We start from the raw sequence: 16316 nt of genomic DNA on the forward strand, positions 1-16316 counted from the left end.
GCACTCGACTCCCGGAACCAGACGGTCAGCGTGGTTCGCGGTCCGCCTCGTACGCCGTGAGGTTGTCTTCGAGCCGGTAGAGGGCCCCCAGCGCCTCGCGCTGTTCGTCCGGGCTCATCTCGCCGACGGTACGGCGTTCGAGGTCCTCCCAGAGGCGTCGGACCTGATCCCGCAGGACGAGGCTGGCCGACGTGGGCTCGACCCGGGTGGCACGGCGGTCGTCAGGGTCCGGGACGCGGCGTACGTAGCCGGCCCGTTCCAGGCGCTGCACGGTGCGGGTCATCCGGGCCGAGTCGGTGCCGAACTCGTCGGCAAGGTCGGTCTGGCGCTGCGGCCCCGACTCCCAGAGCCGCATCATGAGCAGTTCCTGGCCCGGATGGAGTCCGACCCTGCGGAGCAGCTGGCCGGCGAGGAGCTTGTGGGTCCGCGCCAGCCGGAAGATCGCGTGGCTGACCGGGCCGCCCGCCGCGACGCCCGGCAGCCGCCGCTCGACCGGCACCTCCTCCGCGTCCATGGCACCAGATTACCTGTGCGGGCCAGGTGTGGCCGCTATCACCTGCCTCGTCGAAATACTCGACCCCCGCCGCGCATTTACCTGTGCAGAACAGCTAACCATCGTCGGCGAAGACGGGGCATCCCGCAGCCTGGACGCCCGTCCGTCCCCGAACAAGGAGAGACTGATGAAGGCCATCACATTCGACACGTTCGGCGGTCCCGAGGTGCTGCGGCTCGTCGAGGTGCCACTCCCCTCGCCCGGACCGGGTCAGATCAGGGTCCAGATCCGCGCCGCCGGGGTCAACCCCTTCGACGGCAAGGTCCGCAGCGGGGCGATGGAGGCGATCTTCCCGACCTCGCTGCCCGCCGTACCCGGCATCGAGCTTGCCGGGGTGGTGGATGCGCTCGGCGACGGGGTGACCGGCGTCGCGGTCGGTGACCGTGTCGTCGGCTGGGCCGACGCACCGACCGGCTCGTATGCCGAATACGCCCTCACCACCACCTGGGCGCCGATTCCCGATGGCCTGGACTTCGTGGCGGCGGTGACCCTGCCGGTGGCGGTGGAGACCGCCAACCGGGTGCTCAACCAGCTCAAGGTCACGACCGGGGAAACCCTGCTCGTGCACGGGGCGAGCGGCGCCGTGGGACAGGTGGCCGTGCAGCTCGCCGTCGCACGCGGGGTCACCGTCATCGGCACCGCCGCCGAGAAGAACCAGGATCGGGTACGTGCCCTCGGCGCTGTCCCGACCGGCTACGGCCCGGGGCTCGTCGACCGGGTACGCGCCCTCGCGCCGGACGGCGTCGACGCGGTGTTCGACGTCGCGGGCAAGGGCGCGCTCCCCGACTCGATCGAACTGCGCGGCGGCGTCGAGCGCATCGTCACCATCGCCGACCCCGACGCCTTCCGCCTCGGTGTCGCCTTCTCCGGCGCGGACGAGCGCTCCACCGACGACCTCGTCGCCTTCGCCGACCGGATGGTCAGGGGCGAGGTCAGCACCGTTGTCGCCGGACGCTACGAGTTGGCGCGGGCCGCCGACGCGCACCGGCTCAGCGACGGCGGCCACGCCGGCGGCAAGGTGGTACTGATCCCCTGATCCGTCGGGTACGCGCCACGGGCCGTGCCCGCCTCGGGAGCGGTCGTCCGGTGCGGACGACCGCTTCCGCGCCGAGCCAGAACGCCGGGGTGTTCCACGAGCAGGCCGATCCCGACAAGCTGATCTTCGGCGACCCGCCGGTACGCCTCCGGCACGGCGGACGTACTGCGGGCGTGGTAGGCGGCTACTCGTCCGCGAGCAGGAGTCGCCGACAACAGCATCCGGCTAGGGTGCGCGCATGAGCACAGGACGGCCGGGTGTTCCGGCCGGTGTCACGGATTGGGCGATCGCCGTCTGCGTGGCGGCGACGCTGCTGGTCGCCGGGCTGTCGGGGAAAGACTCCGCCACAGATCTCGGACTGCTCGGCTACCTACTGTTGGCGGTCGGCGGGCTGGCGCTGGCCGCGCGTCGCCGGGCTCCGGGCCCCGTCCTCGTCGTCACCGGGCTCTGCGCGGTGGGTTACCAGGCGGTCGGTTTCGACGTGCCTGCCATCGCATACCTGTTCGCGGTGTACGCCGCCGTGCGGGCGGGACACCGGGCCATCACGGTGGTGTGCTCCGTGACCATGCTGGCCGCCCTCCCGCTCGCGGCCCTGACCTCTCCGCACGACTGGCCCGTGGCCGAGGCGTTCGCCCAGGCCCGGGGCGCCCTCGAACTGGCCTGGCTGATCGCCGCCGGCGCCGCCGGAGAAGCGCTGCGGCAGGCCGAGCGGCGGGCGGACGAAGCCGAGCGCACCCGGGAGGAAACCGCACGGCGTCGCGCCAACGAGGAGCGGCTGCACATCGCGCGGGAGCTGCACGATTCGCTCACCCACCAGATCTCGATCATCAAGGTGCAGGCCGAGGTCGTCGTCCATCTGGCCCAGCGACGTGGCGAACAGGTGCCGGAGGCCCTGCTGGCGATCCGGGAGGCCGGTCGTGAGGCGACCCGGGAACTACGGGCGACCCTGGAGACGCTGCGCGACGACGGCGAGCCGCCGCCGCATGGCCTCGACCACGTTCCGGAACTGGTGGCACGGGCCCGTGCGACCGGGCTGGACGCCACGCTGACGATCGAGGGACAACGGCACGACGTGCCGGCCGCGGTGGACCGGACCGCGTACCGGATCGTCCAGGAGTCGCTCACCAACGTCGCCCGACACGCCGCCGCCGCCACGGCGTCCGTCCGGATCGACTACCGTCCGGACGCCCTCGCGATCCAGGTCGACGACGACGGCAGGGCCACGCCGGAGACCGCCCCGATGCCCGGCGTCGGGCTGCTCGGGATGCGGGAACGGGTCACCGCCCTCGGCGGTCGCCTGCGCGCCGAACCACGCGGCGGGGGCGGCTTCACCGTCCAGGCCGAACTCCCGGTGGGCCCGACGTCATGATCCGAGTCCTGCTGGTCGACGACCAGCCGCTCCTGCGCAGCGGATTCCGCGCGCTCCTCGACATCGAAGACGACATCGAGGTGGTGGCCGAGGCCGCCGACGGGCGGGACGGCCTGACGCTCATCAGGGAACACCTGCCGGACATCGCGCTCATCGACATCCAGATGCCGGTCATGGACGGCATCGAAGCGACCCGGCAGATCGCCGCGGACCCGACCCTGGCCCGGGTACACGTCGTCATCCTGACCAACTACGGCCTGGACGAGTACGTCTTCAACGCTCTGCGCGCCGGTGCCGCCGGATTCCTCGTCAAGGACATCGTGCCGGAGGACCTGCTACACGCGGTGCGGGTCGCCGCGCGCGGCGAGGCCCTGCTCGCACCGTCGATCACCCGCAAGCTGATCGACCGATACGTCACCGAGCCGTTCCACACCCGCACCGGCACGGAACTGAAGGGGCTGACCAACCGCGAGCGCGAGGCCGTCGCGCTGGTCGCGCAGGGCCTGTCCAACGACGAGATCGCCGACCGCATGGTGATCAGCCCGCAGACCGCCAAGACCCACGTCAACCGGGCCATGACAAAGCTGCACGCCCGTGACCGCGCCCAACTCGTGATCCTCGCCTACGAATCCGGTCTGGTGGAGCGACGTACCGCCTGAGATCGAGGCGGTGGCCACGGCCGGAGCGCGGCGAACCCGTACGGCCACACCCACGGTCACCGGACCGAGCGGATCCGCACCACGAACACGCTGCCGAGGAGGGTGACCACGGCGGTCAGAGCGTACAGGGTCGGGTAGCCGCCGAGGTGGACGACGATCGGGGCGGACAACGCCGGACCGAGCACCTGGGGTGCCGAGTTCGCGATGTTGATGACGCCCAGGTCCTTCGCCCGGTCGGTCGCCTGTGGGAGCACCTGCGTGATCAGGGCGGCGTCGACGGCGAGGTAGACGCCGTACCCGGCGCCGAGCAGCACCGCCGCGACCATCGCCATCGGCCACGACGGCCAGACCGCGAGTAGCAGCGCCGCCACCGCCATGATCACGCCGGACCAGATGACGAAGATCTTGCGGCGGCCGGATCGGTCCGACAGCCGGCCGGCGGTGACCGCGGTGGCCATCATGCCGGCGGTGTAGATCAGGATGAGGACGAGCAGGCCGCCCTCGGGGTCGGCGTACTTCACCCCGTCGGTGAGGAAGTAGAGCAGGTAGAGCGTGCCGAGCGCGTTGCCGACCTGGACCAGGAAGCGGGTGCCCCAGGCCCAGGCGAAGTCGGGATGCTCGCGCGGGCTGATCCACATGCTCCGGAGCAGGGCGCGCGGCCGGAGCGGCGGCTGGTGCGTACGCGGCAGCACGTCATCGGGGGTGACCAGCGCGAACGGGAGGGCCAGGACCAGTACGGCCGCCGCCACGGCCAGATAGCCGGCCGTGTTGCCGGTGAACACGGCGGTGACCAGGACCGCCCCGACGACGAGGCCGAGCGACTGCGGGATGCCGACCCACCCGGAGACCCGGCCACGCTGCTCCACCGGCACCCGGTCGGGAATGGCCGCGGTCAGCGTGGCGAGCGCGGCGTTGAAGCAGATCTGGGCGACCACCCAGCACACCGCCACGCCAGCGATCGTGCGCTGCTGGCCGAGGATCGCGAGCGACACTGCGCCCAGGACCGCGCTGCACAGCGTCCAGACGTGTCGCCGGCCGTACTCGCGGTCGCCGATCCGCAGGCAGGTACGGTCGGAGAGCGCGCCGACGAGCGGGTTGGCCACCACGGCCGCGAGCGCGCCGAGGCCGGTCACGAGGCCGAACATGGCCTCCTTGTCGGCCGGGTCGATCAACTCGACCTGGGTGGGCAGCAGGACCTGGATCGGGGTGAAGAACGCCATCCAGACGCCGAGGTTCGCGCTGAAGAACAGCACGATCCAGCCACGCCGGACCGGTACGGCGGGTTCGGCGAGCGCCGCCGGCAGCGGAAGGTCGACCCTCATCGGCTGGCCCTGATGAGATCCCGGTACCACGTGTACGAGGTCTTCGGCGTCCGCACCTGGGTCTCGAAGTCGACGTGTACCAGCCCGAACCGCTTGCCGAAGCCCTCCGCCCACTCGAAGTTGTCCAGCAGGGACCAGACGAAGTAGCCGCGCACGTCGACGCCCGCCGCCATCGCCGACCGTACGGCCTCGATGTGACCGTCCAGGTACGCCACCCGCTGCGGGTCGTCGATGCCCTCGTACGCGCAGCCGCTCTCGGTCACGTGGATCGGTGGAAGGGCCTCGCCGTACTCCTGCCGAAGGCCGACGAGCAGTTCCCGCAGCCCGTCCGGCACGACCGGCCAGCCGAAGTCGGTCGTCGGGTAGCCGTCCAGCGGAACGAGGTCGAACGGCATCGGACCGTCCGGGGACGATGGCGCCCGTACCTCGGTGGGGTTGTAGTAGTTGACGCCCAGCGCGTCGAGCGGCGCGGCGATGACGTCGAGGTCGCCGTCCCGGACGATCGCGGGGTCGAGCCCGATCTCGGGGTAGCCCCGGCCGAACAGCGGGTCGGTGAAGAGCCGGTTGTGCAGGGCGTCGTACGTCGCCGCGGCGACCAGGTCGGCCTCGGTCCCGCCCTGCGGCCAGACCGGCGTGTAGTTGTTGGTGATGCCCACGGCGGCGGCGCCCCGGTCCCGCAGCGCGGCGACCGCCAGGCCGTGGCCCAGCAGTTGGTGGTGGGCGGCCGGCAACGCGCCGAACAGGTGCGTATGACCGGGGGCGTGCGCGCCGGTGGCGTAGCCGAGGGTCAGGTGGACGAACGGCTCGTTGAGCGTGATCCAGAGCCGGATCCGGTCGCCGAGCGCGTCGGCGACGAGCCCGGCATAGTCGGCGAAGCGGTACGCGGTGTCCCGGTCCAGCCAGCCGCCCTGGTCTTCCAGGGCCTGCGGTAGGTCCCAGTGGTAGAGCGTCAACACCGGGTCGATGCCCTTGTCCAGGAGGGCGTCCGCCAGCCGGTCGTAGAACGCGATGCCCGCCGGGTTGGCCGGTCCGGTGCCGTCCGGCTGGATGCGCGGCCAGGCGACGGAGAAGCGGTACGCGGACACGCCCAGCCCGGCCATCAGCTCGACGTCTTCGGCGTACCGGTTCCAGTGGTCACAGGCCACGTCGCCGGTACTGCCGTCGACCACCCGACCGGGCACGTGGGTGAACGTGTCCCAGATCGACGGTCCGCGACCGCCGTCGGTCACCCCGCCCTCGATCTGGTACGCCGAGGTCGAGACGCCCCAGGTGAACGCCATACACCACCCCTAGGACATGAAAGTTCCTCGCACTGTAGTCCGCCACCATGCCCTGGGGAAGCCTCTCCTGGGCGCCGAACGGACCGGTAGGCGGCTGTCGTAACGGGGTAGCGCGATGCGCGAGCCGGCCCGCATCCTGAGCTGCGTGATCCATGACCTCTCGATTCGAGCCGTCACGTCATCCGACCTGGAAGCTCTCGTGTCGCTGACGGGATCGCGCGACCGGGCCCTGGTGCGGCTGCAAGCGGCGCAACATGGCGATGACAGCATGCTGGTCGCCGTGAGGTCGTCCACCGTCGTCGGCGTGGAGAGCATCCGATGGCGCGACGGCTGCGACGCGCCGCATCCCTGGCTGTACGGGCTCGAGGTCGCCGCAGGGTTGCGCCGGCAAGGGATGGGCCGGGCACTCGTGCTGGCCGCCGAGGTGCTCAGCAGGCAACGGGGCGCCGGCCAGTTGACCCTCGATGTCGACACCGATGATGACGCGGCGTCTGCCTTCTACTCGGCGCTGGGCTATACCGTCGCGCGACCTCATCGCCACCACTGGCGGTCCTTGGACCCCCACACCGGAGCTGTTGTCGCAGAAGGATACGCGCCGACCTTGATCATGAGACGAGCGCTGTGCCGCTGAGGCGTTGGTCGGTTCCCGGCTGCGGTCTCCCCGGCGACGAGGCATCCGGTGAAAGGCGACGGGGTAGGCTTTCTGCCTCCAAACCCGTACGCTCGGGGGCTTGTCGATTGTGGAGCTGATGTCGTGACCACGCCCAGTGACGGAACCATGCCCGTGATCCGGCAGGACGTGCCCACCTCGGCCCGGATGTACGATTACTGTCTCGGCGGCAAGGACAACTTCGCCGTCGATCGAGAGGCAATGCAGGTTGTCTCCAGCCACTTCCCGGAGGGCCTGGACGCGGCCCGCGACAACCGGCTCTTCCTCTACCGCGTGGTTCGCTACCTGGCCCGTGACGCCGGCATCCGGCAGTTCCTGGACATGGGCAGCGGGCTGCCGACGCAGGCCAACGTGCACCAGGTCGCCCAACAGTTCCAGCCGGACGCGCGCGTGGTCTATGTCGACAACGATCCGATAGTGCTGGCCTACGGGCGGGCGCTGCTCGCCGAGGACCAGAGCACGACGGTCATCGCGGCGGACATGGTCGCGACGGAGCTGATCCTCACCGACCCGGAGACGCAGCGGCTTATCGACTTCTCCGAGCCGGTGGCCACGCTGTTCCTCTCGATCGGTCACTCCATCGTCGACGACGAGACCCTGCGGTCCATGTTCCGGACCGTCTGGGACGCGGTCGCCCCCGGCAGCTTTCTCGTCTTCTCCCAGATGTGCGGAATCGATCGGGCGGCCGTGGAGGAGGCCAACGAGATGTCGCGCGGCCTGGGCCTGGTGTGGCGGAACCGTACGCCGGACGAGGTGGCCGAGCTGCTGCGGGGGATGGACCTGGTGGAGCCCGGTCTGGTCGAGGTCGTCGACTGGCGCCCCGACCCGAACCAGCCGCCGTTGGCACAGGTCGACGAGCCGTTGCGGCCCTTCCTGGGCGCCGCCACGAAGAACCGGCGGGTCATGGAGTACGGGGCGCTGCTGCGCAAGCCCTGAGCCCTCCGTCGTCGAGTCGCCGTACGTGACCCATCTGCGCCACACGGTCGCGAGGTGGACGGCGGCCCAGGCGACGCGTCGGACCAAAGATCAGCAGTTGTGAATGCGCCGGTGGTCGACGTTCCGCCAAATCTGGGTGAGCGTCATGTGGTCGGCCATCCGGCGGTGGTCTGGTCGTACGCCTCGACGAAGGCCCGGACCCTCGGGCTGCGGCTACGCTCCCGCCCGAGGCCCGCCCTGACCTCGGCCAACCGCGCGGCGGTCCGCCGGGACTGGAGTGCGGCCACGCTCGGCAGGGCGGCGAGTGCGATCTCGGCGGCCTGGCTCGCGTCGTGCTGCCGGCGGACGGCCTCGGCCAACAGCACCTGATCTCCAACGTCGTTCCGCTCATGGCCCGGGGTCGGCGGGGCTGCGGTATTGGCCCGGAACATCGCGGCGGCCCGGTCGGGGCGCCCGAGGGCCAGGTACGCCAGCCCCTGGGAGGCGCGTGCCTCCCGCTCGGTCACGAAGGCCAGGACAGGCAGGTCGTCGTCGTGCGTGCCCCTGTCCAGATGGGTCAGCGCCTTGCTCACCTCGCGACCGAAGGCGCCGGCATCCTGCTGATGCGCGTACGCGTGCGCGGCCCGCAGGTGCAGCAGCGCCCGGAGCCGGGGCGTGGCCCACCCCGCCGAGACACGCTGGGCGGCCTCGACGCACTGGAGCGACTCCTTCGGCTGCTTCTCCCGGGTGAACAGCGCGAGGCAGGCGAGGGCGCGGGCCTCTTTGCGGGGATCGTCGACGATGCGGGCCCGGCTGATCGCCTCGTGCAGGTATCGGCGGGACTCCGCACGGCGTTCCGCGTCGATGGTCAGCCAGCCGATCTCGTTGGCCAGGTCCGCGAGCGTGGCTTGCAGGGCCTCCCCCACCTCCCGGCCGTAGGAGGAGTGGGTCGCCAGGGTCGAGAGCCGCTGATGCACACCCATGGCCAGGTCACACAACTGGTTCGCCCCCGCTGCCGCATCGGCGAGGCGAAGACGGTCGACCAGGGAGGCGGCGAACCTCACCTGCTCCAGGCCGATCGACCGGGGCACTTCGGTGGAGGCGAAGACGTCACGTGCCGGCCCGACGACGCCGAGGGCCGTCAGTGCGGCGCTGATCGCGAAGGTCCGTCGGTCCGTGGTGTCACCTCGCTCATCGGTCCCCTTCGCCACGGTAACCCCGACGGGTGGGGAGTTGTCCAGGGTGGTGGCGACAATTTCCGAGATCAATACATCCAACTCGTCCAATGACACATCGAGGGCGGCGGCCAGCCGTTTGCGTACCCAGGGCTGCGGCTCGCTGTCGCCGCGTTCCCACCGCACCACAGTGGTCCGGTCGACGCCGAGTTCTTCGGCAAGGGATTCCTGGGTGTAGCCGAGCGCCTTTCGACGTTGGACGAATTGCTTTCGCTTCAATGCCACCTCGCGGCCCCCTCGTCGCCGGTGGTGATGAATTGGCTCTACACAGTTAGCAGTTCAGGAAGATCGATGCAACATCCGCCCTACCCCGGTCCGTCGCCGGCGCTCTGTCTCCGATCTCCGGAAACGAACAGGCTGGTGTCACGGCCCGGGGCGGGTGCTGTGGCCACCGGTTTCACCTGTACGGCGTGATTACCGACCCCGCCCGCCTCGGTGCCCAGCCATTCGGGGAGTCGACGGTCGGAGGGGCACGGATGAGATGTACGGGAGCCGCCCGGAGGGCGGGGTGGGGTGGTGTTGCGGTTGGGGTGTCTGTGGGCGTACCGCGCAATGGTGGTGGTCCACGGTGAGCGCGGTATATCCGAGATTGACCTCGGCGGACATTCGCACCGCGAGATTCGGGCGGTCGTGGCGGCGCGGTCTGGATCCGGAAGAGGTGTACGCCTTCCTGCTCCGGGTCGCCGACGAAATGGAGCTGCTGCGTCGGGATGTACGGGTGGCCCGGGACGACGCGGATCGGGTGAAGGCGGCACTACGAAACTGGCAGACCCGCAACACCCGGATCTCCGATGGCCGGTGGCGGGGTGGTCGCCGATGACGGGTCGCCCGGTCGAACGGGTGTCGGCGGCGGTGCAGGTATCGGACGAGATGACGGCGCATTTCCGGGACACGATGCTGGCGCACGCGAATGATCCGGAATCGGGGATGTGTGTGCGGTGCGGCCAGAGTCGGTGTGACGAGTGGCGGTGGGCGTACGAGCGGCTGGTCCTGGCCGGTCGGCTCGACGACCTGTCCGACAACTCGTGATCGGGTGAGTACTCGCCACGTGTCCGCGCAAATCGGCGTGGCGCGGGCAGCAGCGCAACTTGACCAGGATCTTCCGGGTCTTCAGGGCCGGGACGGCGCGTTCGCCGAGGGCTCGGACGCGGGCGTGGGAACGGTTCACCGCCTTCTGGTGGCGTGACAGTCGGGGCCGGTGCCGACGGCGTTTGAACGGGGTCCATACCGTGCCACCTGCGCCCTGGTAGTCCTTGTCCGCGAAGGTCACCACCTCGTGTCTGGTCAGCGATCGGGATAAGGGTGCCGTCGAGGGTCGCGTACGCCAACCGCGCCGCCCCCTGGCGGCGGGGTTCAGGTCGCCGGCGAGGGCGGCCAGCAGGCCGATCGCTTCGCGCACGTACCGCCAGGCGGTGGTGAGGCTCCCGGCTAGGACGTCGGACCTTGGTCGACTGACGTCTTACCGGGAGCATCACCCGACCACGAGTCGGACCTCCGCTCCTCCGTCATGGCCAGCTCGATGCTTGACGCCGACACTGCCGATCGCGTCAGCGGCCGTCGAGGGCCCGGGACGGCGCGGGGATCGGTCGGTTCGGGAATCTGATGTTGACCGTTGCGCTGCTCCGCTTGCCCTCTTCGACGACTTGGTAGGTGAATCTGTCGGTGCGGCCGTGGGCCTGGTTCGGCCGGTAGATCACTCGCCGGTCGGAGAGCACCTGGACGGTTCCGTACCGGGGTGGAACGGTGATGATGATTTCGGCGTAGCGGCTGACGAAGTCGTTGGCGAGGATGTCGATGGCCAGCGGCTTGACGGTGGTGAGGGTGACCTGGTCGGTGTTGGCGTCGGGTGCCCTGGTCAGGGAGAAGTCCCCGCCGCCGATGTTGATGAAGTAGCTGACCTCGCCGGTGGTCTGGTTGACGGTGCGGACGTCGGGGAACCGGTCGCCGTTGGCGTTGGTGAGCTGGGCGGTCCAGGTGGTTCGTCCGGTGGGGTCTATTTCGAGGTGGCGGGTGGCGCCGTCCTGGCGGATCTCCACCACTCCGCTGCTGTTGTCGGCGCAGCCCCTGGTGTAGGTGAGCAGGACGCTGTCGATGCCGTCGCTGTTCCAGTCGGCGATCTGCACGGTGGGGGTGTCGACGGAGCAGAAGGCAACCGGACCGGGAGACACGATGTTGCCCTCGACGGTGTAGCTCAGCAGGCCGCCGGGTCCGACCGCGTAGGGGCTGTACCGGCCGCCGGGGTTGAACCTGGCCTTGCCGGAGTAGGTGGGTCGGGCGATCGTGGAGGTGTACCAGGCCGAGGGTGTGAAGAACGGGGGCTGGAGGACCAGGCGGTTGAAGTCGATGGTCGCCGGGGCACCCTGGGACCAGGCGACCCACAGTTCGTCGGCGGGGTCGTCATCCAGGTTCGCCGCTACCCCGATATCCGGGCAGTCGGAGACGCCGCCGCCGAGGGTCAGGTAGGTGTAGGCGACCGGGGGCAGGTAGACACCGCTCGCTGCACCGTACGTGACGATGGTCGAGCAGCGGTTCGGCGAAACCGCGCCGAGCACGGCCACGTCCTGGAAGCCGTCAGCGTTGAAGTCGCCGGTCAACGGCTCTCCACGCGCACCGGCTTGAGCCGCGGGCGGCACGGCTCCGACGCCGACGGTGACGATCAACACGACCACCGTTGCGATCCGTTTGTTCCACATGGTGCTCTCCCACTGCGCGCTATGCACGGACTCTCCAGTTTGCTCCTGCTTGTGAAATTAGACCCGTTCCAGCGCTGACGGATATTACTAGTGGTGATCCGACAGTAACTAGTAGTGACTCTCATTGCGGTGTCGCTCAGCACCTGCCCGGTCGTTGGCTGCTCGCCGCTGTGGATGAGCCGGTGTTGGGGGCGCCGCGCTTCGCTTGGGAGAACGGGATTTGGGGGCCACTGCTGGCCCGCAAAGGTGAACTCCTACTACCCGACTGCGGGTCACCAATGGCCAGTTCGCTTGAGCCGGGACCAGAAACGTGAGAGTCCCGCCCTGGTGATGAGTTGTCGCGCCCGCACCCGTCATACCTACGACGCGACACGACGAGGCGGAAGGATGACGTGATGGGTGCGGACACGCGAATGGAGGAGCTGGGCGTGAGCGGGCTGGGCGTGAGCGGGCTGGGCGAGGTCGACGAGCCGGCGTTCTCGGGGCTGGCGGAGCGGCACCGGCGGGAACTGCACGTGCACTGCTACCGGATGCTCGGGTCGTTCGAGGACGCCGAGGACACCGTGCAGGAGACGTTCCTCCGGGCCTGGCGGCGGCGGGAGACCTTCGAGGGGCGGTCGACGTTCCGGGCCTGGCTGTACCGGATCGCCACCAATGCCTGCCTGGACCTGCTCGCCAAGTGCCGCCCGGAGCCCGCGACCGGCGGCGAGGTGCTGTGGTTGCAGCCCTACCCGGACCGGCTGCTCGACGAGCTGCCCGCGGGCGACGCGGACGAGCCGGAGAACGTCGCCGTCGCGCGGGAGACGATCGAGCTGGCGTACCTGGTCGCGATCCAGCACCTCGCGCCGCGCCCGCGGGCCGTGCTGATCCTGCGGGACGTGCTCGGCTGGCCGGCGAAGGACGTCGCGGAGCTTCTCGGGGACTCCGTCAACTCCGTGAACAGCGCGCTGCAGCGGGCCCGCGCCGGAATGCGGGAGCACCTGCCGGCCGAGCGGCAGGACTGGACCGGCGGCGAGGAGGACGCCGGGACGCGCGAGCTGGTGCGCCGCTTCACCGACGCCAGCATTGCGAAGGACGTCAACGGGCTCGCCGCACTGCTGCGGGACGACGTCCGCTGCTCGATGCCGCCCACGCCAGGCCTGTGCGTCGGCCGCGACGCGGTGGTGAACGACTGGGTCGAGGACGGCTTCGAGAGCCTGGGTGACCTGCGCGCCGTCCCCACCTCCGTGAACCGGCAGCCCGCCGTCGCCTTCTACCTCTGGCAGAAGCGGGAGGGTGCGTACCTGCCGCTGACGCTCGACGTCCTGCGCGTCACCGGCGGGGCGATCACCGAGATCTTCACATTCCACGACGACCAGTTTTCGCGGCTCGGGCTGCCGGAGCGCCTGTCGGCCGACGGCACGGAGTGGTCCCGATGAACAGCATGAATGACGCCGAGGGCGTCGCCGGCCCGGCAATGGGCCAGACCAGCCACGCCTACCGGCTGCGCGGGCTCGCCGGCACCGGCCTGGTTGCCACGCTCGCGGCGGTGCTGGCCACCACCCTCGCCGCCGCGCTCGCCCGGGCCGCTGGCGTCGACTTCGAGGTCCCCGATGGTGGCGAGACGATCCCGTTGTCCGGGTTCGCCGTGGTGACCGGCTTCTTCTCGGTCGTGGGCATCGTCATTGCCGTCGCCCTTCTTCGTTGGAGCGCCCGCCCCGCCGAGCGGTTCGTGTGGACGGCAGTGTCGCTGACCGCGATCTCGTTGGTCCCGCCCCTCCTCTCCGGGGCAGACACCGCCACCATCACCGCCCTCCTCGGGCTACACCTCGTCCCCGCGGCGGTGATGATCCCCACCCTGGCGCGGAGCCTCCGCACCCGGAGCGGTTGGCGATTCCGCACCGGGCCAACGCGGGGTCGGGACGCACCGGGACCCGGGGCGGGTACGTCGGCACGCTCCAGGGCGTAGTCGGTATCTTGCCGGGGTGACAGACCAGACAGCGTCGCAGACCGTGGACATCTACACCGACGGGGCGTGCAGTGGCAATCCCGGTCCGGGCGGCTGGGGCGCGGTGCTGCGGTACGGCGACCGGGAGCGGGAGATCTGCGGTGGCGAGGCGGGCGAGACCACCAACAACCGGATGGAGCTGATGGCGGCGATCCGGGCGCTGGAGAGCCTGACCCGTGCGGTCTCGGTGCGGATGCACACCGACAGCACGTACGTCCGCGACGGCATCACCAAGTGGCTGCCGAACTGGAAGCGCAACGGCTGGCTGACCGCCGCGAAGCAGCCGGTCAAGAACGCCGACCTGTGGCAGCGGCTGGAGGCCGCCGCCAGCCGGCACGAGGTGCGCTGGCACTGGGTCAAGGGCCACGCCGGGCATCCCGAGAACGAGCGGGCGGACCGGCTCGCGTTCCGGGGACTACAGGAGGCGGCGGCCAACGCGGTCGGCGCCCGGCCGGCCCGCCGGTCGCCGGTCGTGCCGGCCTGAATTCGTTTGACCGTCAACCATGGGTTGACGATCCTGGCCGCGTCAACCTACGGTTGACGCATGGAGGAACTTCCGGTCCGCCTCGACGACCTCATCGAGTACGTACGCCGGCAGCACCCGGAGGGTGACGCCCTGGAGCGACTGTCGGACGCCGTCCTGGTGTCCGAATACCTCGGCGAGCTGGCCGACCACCTGATCGGGCACTTCGTCGACCAGGCCCGCCGGGCCGGCGCCTCCTGGACCGATATCGGGCAGAGCATGGGCGTGACCAAACAGGCCGTGCAGAAGCGGTTCGTGACCAAGAGGTCCGATCAGGACGTGACGATCCCGGCCAGCGCCTTCGCTCGGTTCACCGAGCGGGCCCGCAACGTGGTCGTCAAGGCGCAGGAGGAGGCCCGGCGGTTCGGCGCCGTCCAGGTCGGCACCGAGCATCTACTGCTCGGCATCCTGCACGAGCCGGCCGGTCTGGCCTGTCGGGCGATCGAGGCGCTGGGCGTGCCCGCCGACACCGTACGGGAGCGGACGGTCACGCTCCTCGGCCCGTCCGGCGAGTCGAGCCCGGCGCACCTGCCCTTCTCCCCCGAGGCGAAACGGGTCCGGGACCGGACCTTCCAGGAGGCGCTGCGGCTCGGCCACAACTACGTCGGCACCGAGCACATCCTGCTCGGGCTGCTCAACGAGGAGACGGAGCCGGGCGCCCGGGTGCTGATCGACCTGGGCCTGCACCGGGACCGGGTCGAGGAGTGGGTCGTCGAGACCCTGCGCGGGATGCCGCGCTCGGCCAGTTCCGGCAGGTGACCACCACGGAGTCGCGCCCGACGGCCGGCCCGACCGAGCAGGACGCCGCGCCGCTGTGGCGTGGACGCGACTTTCCGCTGTTCTGGTCCGGACAGACCCTCTCCGCGCTCGGGGACTCGTTCTCGCTCGTCGCCGTGCCGCTACTGGTGCTGCACGCGACCGGATCCGTCGCCCGGATGGGGCTGCTGACCGGCCTGGCCGGCGCGGCGACGATCGTGGCCGGGATCTTCGCCGGATTCCTGGTGGACCGGGTGGACCGGCGGATGCTGCTGATCGGCTGCGACCTGGCCCGCGCGGTCGGGTACGCCCTCATCCCGCTGGTCTGGCTGGTCTCGCCACAGCTCTGGCCGCTCTACCTGATCGCACCGGCCTGCGCCGCGATCGGGATGATCTTCCAGGTCGGCTACGTCGCCGCCGTACCGCGACTTGTCGCCCCCGGCCAGGTGACCAGGGCGAACGGTCAGCTCTACGCCAGCTACGCGGCGGCGGGCCTGACGGGTCCGCTGCTGGCCGGGGTCCTCTCCGCCGCGTTCGGGCCGACCGCCGCCATCGGCATCGACGCCGGCACGTTCGCCGTCTCCGCGCTCGGCCTCTGTTTCGTCCGGCTCCGCGCGCCGGCCGTGGCCCCGGTCGACGAGCGGAGCGGCACCCCGGCCGCCCGGGGCAACTGGACGGACCTGCTGCTGGGAGTGCGGTTCCTCTGGCGCCATCCGGTGCTACGCGCGCTGACCGTCCTGCTGTCGTTCCTGACCTTCCTGACCATCGGGTTGACCGACATCTTCATCTACCACGTCAAACACGACCTGGGTCGGTCGGACGGCGACGTCGGCTACGTACTGGCCGCCGCCGCGGCGGGCACCATCGTCGCCGCGTTGCTGGTCGCACCGGTCCGCCGCAGGCTCGGCTTCGGAACCTGCTGGATCGGCGCGTACGCCCTCGCCGGGCTGGCCATCGCCGGGGCCGGGCTGTCCGGGAACGTGCCGGCGCTCGCGGTCGCCGTCACCGGGTACGCGTTCTGCACCGCCACCGCCGGGATCTGCTCCCTGTCGCTGCGCCAGCAGGTGACCCCCGACCTTCTGCTCGGCCGGGTCACCTCGGCGTTCTGGACCCTGCACTCGGCGCTCGGCCCACTCGGCGCGGCGGTGCTGACCGTCGCCGTGGCCCGGTACGGCACCGCGCCGGTCTGCCTGGCCGCCGGGGCGGTCTGCCTCGGCATCGCCGCCGTCGCGACGCTGACCCCGATCCGGCAGCCCCGGCCCGAACTCCTTCCGGTACCGCCGAGCTGACCGCCACCGTGCTGGGCCGGGAAACCGCC

General features: G+C 70.6%; 18 protein-coding genes and 1 pseudogene. 13 read left to right on the plus strand and 6 right to left on the minus strand.

Annotated elements, in window-relative coordinates:
• Window positions 1-25 precede the first annotated feature (25 nt).
• Window positions 26-514 carry a MarR family winged helix-turn-helix transcriptional regulator gene (locus ACFP2T_RS45930; RefSeq protein ID WP_377433839.1) on the minus strand — a complete coding sequence of 163 codons (489 nt, stop codon included), beginning with the start codon at window positions 512-514 and terminating at the stop codon, window positions 26-28.
• Between the two features lie 166 nt (window positions 515-680).
• Between ACFP2T_RS45930 and ACFP2T_RS45935 the strand changes: the two genes are divergently transcribed.
• From ACFP2T_RS45935 to ACFP2T_RS45950, 4 genes are read left to right on the plus strand one after another with little or no spacing between them, the layout of a single operon-like run.
• Window positions 681-1589: an NADP-dependent oxidoreductase gene (locus ACFP2T_RS45935; protein ID WP_377433841.1), complete on the plus strand. Its 909-nt coding sequence runs from the start codon at window positions 681-683 to the stop codon at window positions 1587-1589.
• Window positions 1590-1639: 50 nt separating this feature from the next.
• Entirely contained in the window at window positions 1640-1831 is a 192-nt protein-coding gene (locus ACFP2T_RS45940) for a hypothetical protein (RefSeq protein ID WP_377433843.1), read from the plus strand.
• The gene (locus ACFP2T_RS45945; protein ID WP_377433845.1) at window positions 1828-2958 is read left to right on the plus strand and encodes a sensor histidine kinase; all 1131 of its coding nucleotides are present in this window, start codon (window positions 1828-1830) and stop codon (window positions 2956-2958) included. Before ACFP2T_RS45940 ends, ACFP2T_RS45945 begins: the two co-directional genes overlap by 4 nt.
• Entirely contained in the window at window positions 2955-3617 is a 663-nt protein-coding gene (locus tag ACFP2T_RS45950; protein ID WP_377433847.1) for a response regulator, read from the plus strand. Before ACFP2T_RS45945 ends, ACFP2T_RS45950 begins: the two co-directional genes overlap by 4 nt.
• Before the next feature lie 56 nt (window positions 3618-3673).
• Here the strand turns inward: ACFP2T_RS45950 and ACFP2T_RS45955 are convergent, their stop codons facing one another.
• Together ACFP2T_RS45955 and ACFP2T_RS45960 are read right to left on the minus strand one after the other, a co-directional pair.
• A complete protein-coding gene (locus ACFP2T_RS45955; RefSeq protein WP_377433850.1) occupies window positions 3674-4939 on the minus strand; it encodes an MFS transporter in 1266 nt (421 codons plus the stop codon).
• Window positions 4936-6219, minus strand: a complete 1284-nt coding sequence (locus ACFP2T_RS45960) for a GH1 family beta-glucosidase (protein WP_377433852.1) — start codon at window positions 6217-6219, stop codon at window positions 4936-4938. Before ACFP2T_RS45960 ends, ACFP2T_RS45955 begins: the two co-directional genes overlap by 4 nt.
• Before the next feature lie 115 nt (window positions 6220-6334).
• Here ACFP2T_RS45960 and ACFP2T_RS45965 point away from each other — a divergent pair, with 115 nt between their 5' ends.
• Both ACFP2T_RS45965 and ACFP2T_RS45970 read left to right on the plus strand, forming a co-directional pair.
• Window positions 6335-6850 carry a GNAT family N-acetyltransferase gene (locus tag ACFP2T_RS45965; protein WP_377433856.1) on the plus strand — a complete coding sequence of 172 codons (516 nt, stop codon included), beginning with the start codon at window positions 6335-6337 and terminating at the stop codon, window positions 6848-6850.
• A 123-nt stretch (window positions 6851-6973) separates the two neighbouring features.
• Window positions 6974-7825, plus strand: a complete 852-nt coding sequence (locus ACFP2T_RS45970) for an SAM-dependent methyltransferase (protein ID WP_377433859.1) — start codon at window positions 6974-6976, stop codon at window positions 7823-7825.
• 143 nt (window positions 7826-7968) lie between these two features.
• Here ACFP2T_RS45970 and ACFP2T_RS45975 read toward each other — a convergent pair whose 3' ends face one another.
• Complete coding sequence (locus ACFP2T_RS45975; protein ID WP_377433862.1) at window positions 7969-9258, minus strand: helix-turn-helix transcriptional regulator; 1290 nt, start codon at window positions 9256-9258, stop codon at window positions 7969-7971.
• A gap of 349 nt (window positions 9259-9607) precedes the next feature.
• On the opposite strand from ACFP2T_RS45975, the gene ACFP2T_RS45980 reads away from it, so the two are divergent.
• Both ACFP2T_RS45980 and ACFP2T_RS45985 read left to right on the plus strand, forming a co-directional pair.
• Window positions 9608-9859, plus strand: coding sequence for a DivIVA domain-containing protein (locus tag ACFP2T_RS45980; protein WP_377433863.1), 252 nt, complete (start codon window positions 9608-9610; stop codon window positions 9857-9859).
• The gene (locus tag ACFP2T_RS45985; RefSeq protein WP_377433866.1) at window positions 9856-10068 is read left to right on the plus strand and encodes a hypothetical protein; all 213 of its coding nucleotides are present in this window, start codon (window positions 9856-9858) and stop codon (window positions 10066-10068) included. Before ACFP2T_RS45980 ends, ACFP2T_RS45985 begins: the two co-directional genes overlap by 4 nt.
• Before the next feature lie 34 nt (window positions 10069-10102).
• Here the strand turns inward: ACFP2T_RS45985 and ACFP2T_RS45990 are convergent.
• Both ACFP2T_RS45990 and ACFP2T_RS45995 read right to left on the minus strand, forming a co-directional pair.
• A pseudogene (locus ACFP2T_RS45990) lies at window positions 10103-10456 on the minus strand (transposase family protein); the annotation flags it as partial.
• A gap of 130 nt (window positions 10457-10586) precedes the next feature.
• Window positions 10587-11759 carry an Ig-like domain-containing protein gene (locus tag ACFP2T_RS45995; protein ID WP_377433868.1) on the minus strand — a complete coding sequence of 391 codons (1173 nt, stop codon included), beginning with the start codon at window positions 11757-11759 and terminating at the stop codon, window positions 10587-10589.
• A 368-nt stretch (window positions 11760-12127) separates the two neighbouring features.
• On the opposite strand from ACFP2T_RS45995, the gene ACFP2T_RS46000 reads away from it, so the two are divergent.
• Genes ACFP2T_RS46000 through ACFP2T_RS46020 form a run of 5 tightly spaced genes read left to right on the plus strand, consistent with a single transcriptional unit; the run spans window position 12128 to window position 16287 of the window.
• Window positions 12128-13150 (plus strand): RNA polymerase subunit sigma-70, encoded by a 1023-nt coding sequence (locus ACFP2T_RS46000; protein WP_377433870.1) that lies wholly within the window; start codon window positions 12128-12130, stop codon window positions 13148-13150.
• Entirely contained in the window at window positions 13147-13680 is a 534-nt protein-coding gene (locus ACFP2T_RS46005; RefSeq protein WP_377433873.1) for a DUF6069 family protein, read from the plus strand. The genes ACFP2T_RS46000 and ACFP2T_RS46005 overlap by 4 nt, the downstream gene beginning before the upstream one ends.
• A gap of 16 nt (window positions 13681-13696) precedes the next feature.
• On the plus strand, window positions 13697-14203 hold the full coding sequence (rnhA, locus tag ACFP2T_RS46010; protein ID WP_377433876.1) for a ribonuclease HI: 507 nt from the start codon (window positions 13697-13699) through the stop codon (window positions 14201-14203).
• Between the two features lie 60 nt (window positions 14204-14263).
• A complete protein-coding gene (locus ACFP2T_RS46015) occupies window positions 14264-15001 on the plus strand; it encodes a Clp protease N-terminal domain-containing protein (RefSeq protein ID WP_377433878.1) in 738 nt (245 codons plus the stop codon).
• Window positions 14998-16287, plus strand: a complete 1290-nt coding sequence (locus ACFP2T_RS46020) for an MFS transporter (protein ID WP_377433881.1) — start codon at window positions 14998-15000, stop codon at window positions 16285-16287. The genes ACFP2T_RS46015 and ACFP2T_RS46020 overlap by 4 nt, the downstream gene beginning before the upstream one ends.
• Window positions 16288-16316: the final 29 nt, after the last annotated feature.

Origin of the sequence: Plantactinospora solaniradicis (genome assembly GCF_042658085.1) — a bacterium.
Classification (GTDB): Bacteria; Actinomycetota; Actinomycetes; order Mycobacteriales; family Micromonosporaceae; genus Plantactinospora; species Plantactinospora solaniradicis.

What these genes read in the sequence shown, in the direction of transcription:
- ACFP2T_RS45930 (WP_377433839.1), bottom strand. Translation starts at nt 514, where the DNA reads ATGGACGCGGAGGAGGTGCCGGTCGAGCGGCGGCTGCCGGGCGTCGCG.
- ACFP2T_RS45935 (WP_377433841.1), top strand. Translation starts at nt 681, where the DNA reads ATGAAGGCCATCACATTCGACACGTTCGGCGGTCCCGAGGTGCTGCGG.
- ACFP2T_RS45945 (WP_377433845.1), top strand. Translation starts at nt 1,828, where the DNA reads ATGAGCACAGGACGGCCGGGTGTTCCGGCCGGTGTCACGGATTGGGCG.
- ACFP2T_RS45950 (WP_377433847.1), top strand. Translation starts at nt 2,955, where the DNA reads ATGATCCGAGTCCTGCTGGTCGACGACCAGCCGCTCCTGCGCAGCGGA.
- ACFP2T_RS45955 (WP_377433850.1), bottom strand. Translation starts at nt 4,939, where the DNA reads ATGAGGGTCGACCTTCCGCTGCCGGCGGCGCTCGCCGAACCCGCCGTA.
- ACFP2T_RS45960 (WP_377433852.1), bottom strand. Translation starts at nt 6,219, where the DNA reads ATGGCGTTCACCTGGGGCGTCTCGACCTCGGCGTACCAGATCGAGGGC.
- ACFP2T_RS45965 (WP_377433856.1), top strand. Translation starts at nt 6,335, where the DNA reads ATGCGCGAGCCGGCCCGCATCCTGAGCTGCGTGATCCATGACCTCTCG.
- ACFP2T_RS45985 (WP_377433866.1), top strand. Translation starts at nt 9,856, where the DNA reads ATGACGGGTCGCCCGGTCGAACGGGTGTCGGCGGCGGTGCAGGTATCG.
- ACFP2T_RS46000 (WP_377433870.1), top strand. Translation starts at nt 12,128, where the DNA reads ATGGGTGCGGACACGCGAATGGAGGAGCTGGGCGTGAGCGGGCTGGGC.
- ACFP2T_RS46005 (WP_377433873.1), top strand. Translation starts at nt 13,147, where the DNA reads ATGAACAGCATGAATGACGCCGAGGGCGTCGCCGGCCCGGCAATGGGC.
- ACFP2T_RS46015 (WP_377433878.1), top strand. Translation starts at nt 14,264, where the DNA reads ATGGAGGAACTTCCGGTCCGCCTCGACGACCTCATCGAGTACGTACGC.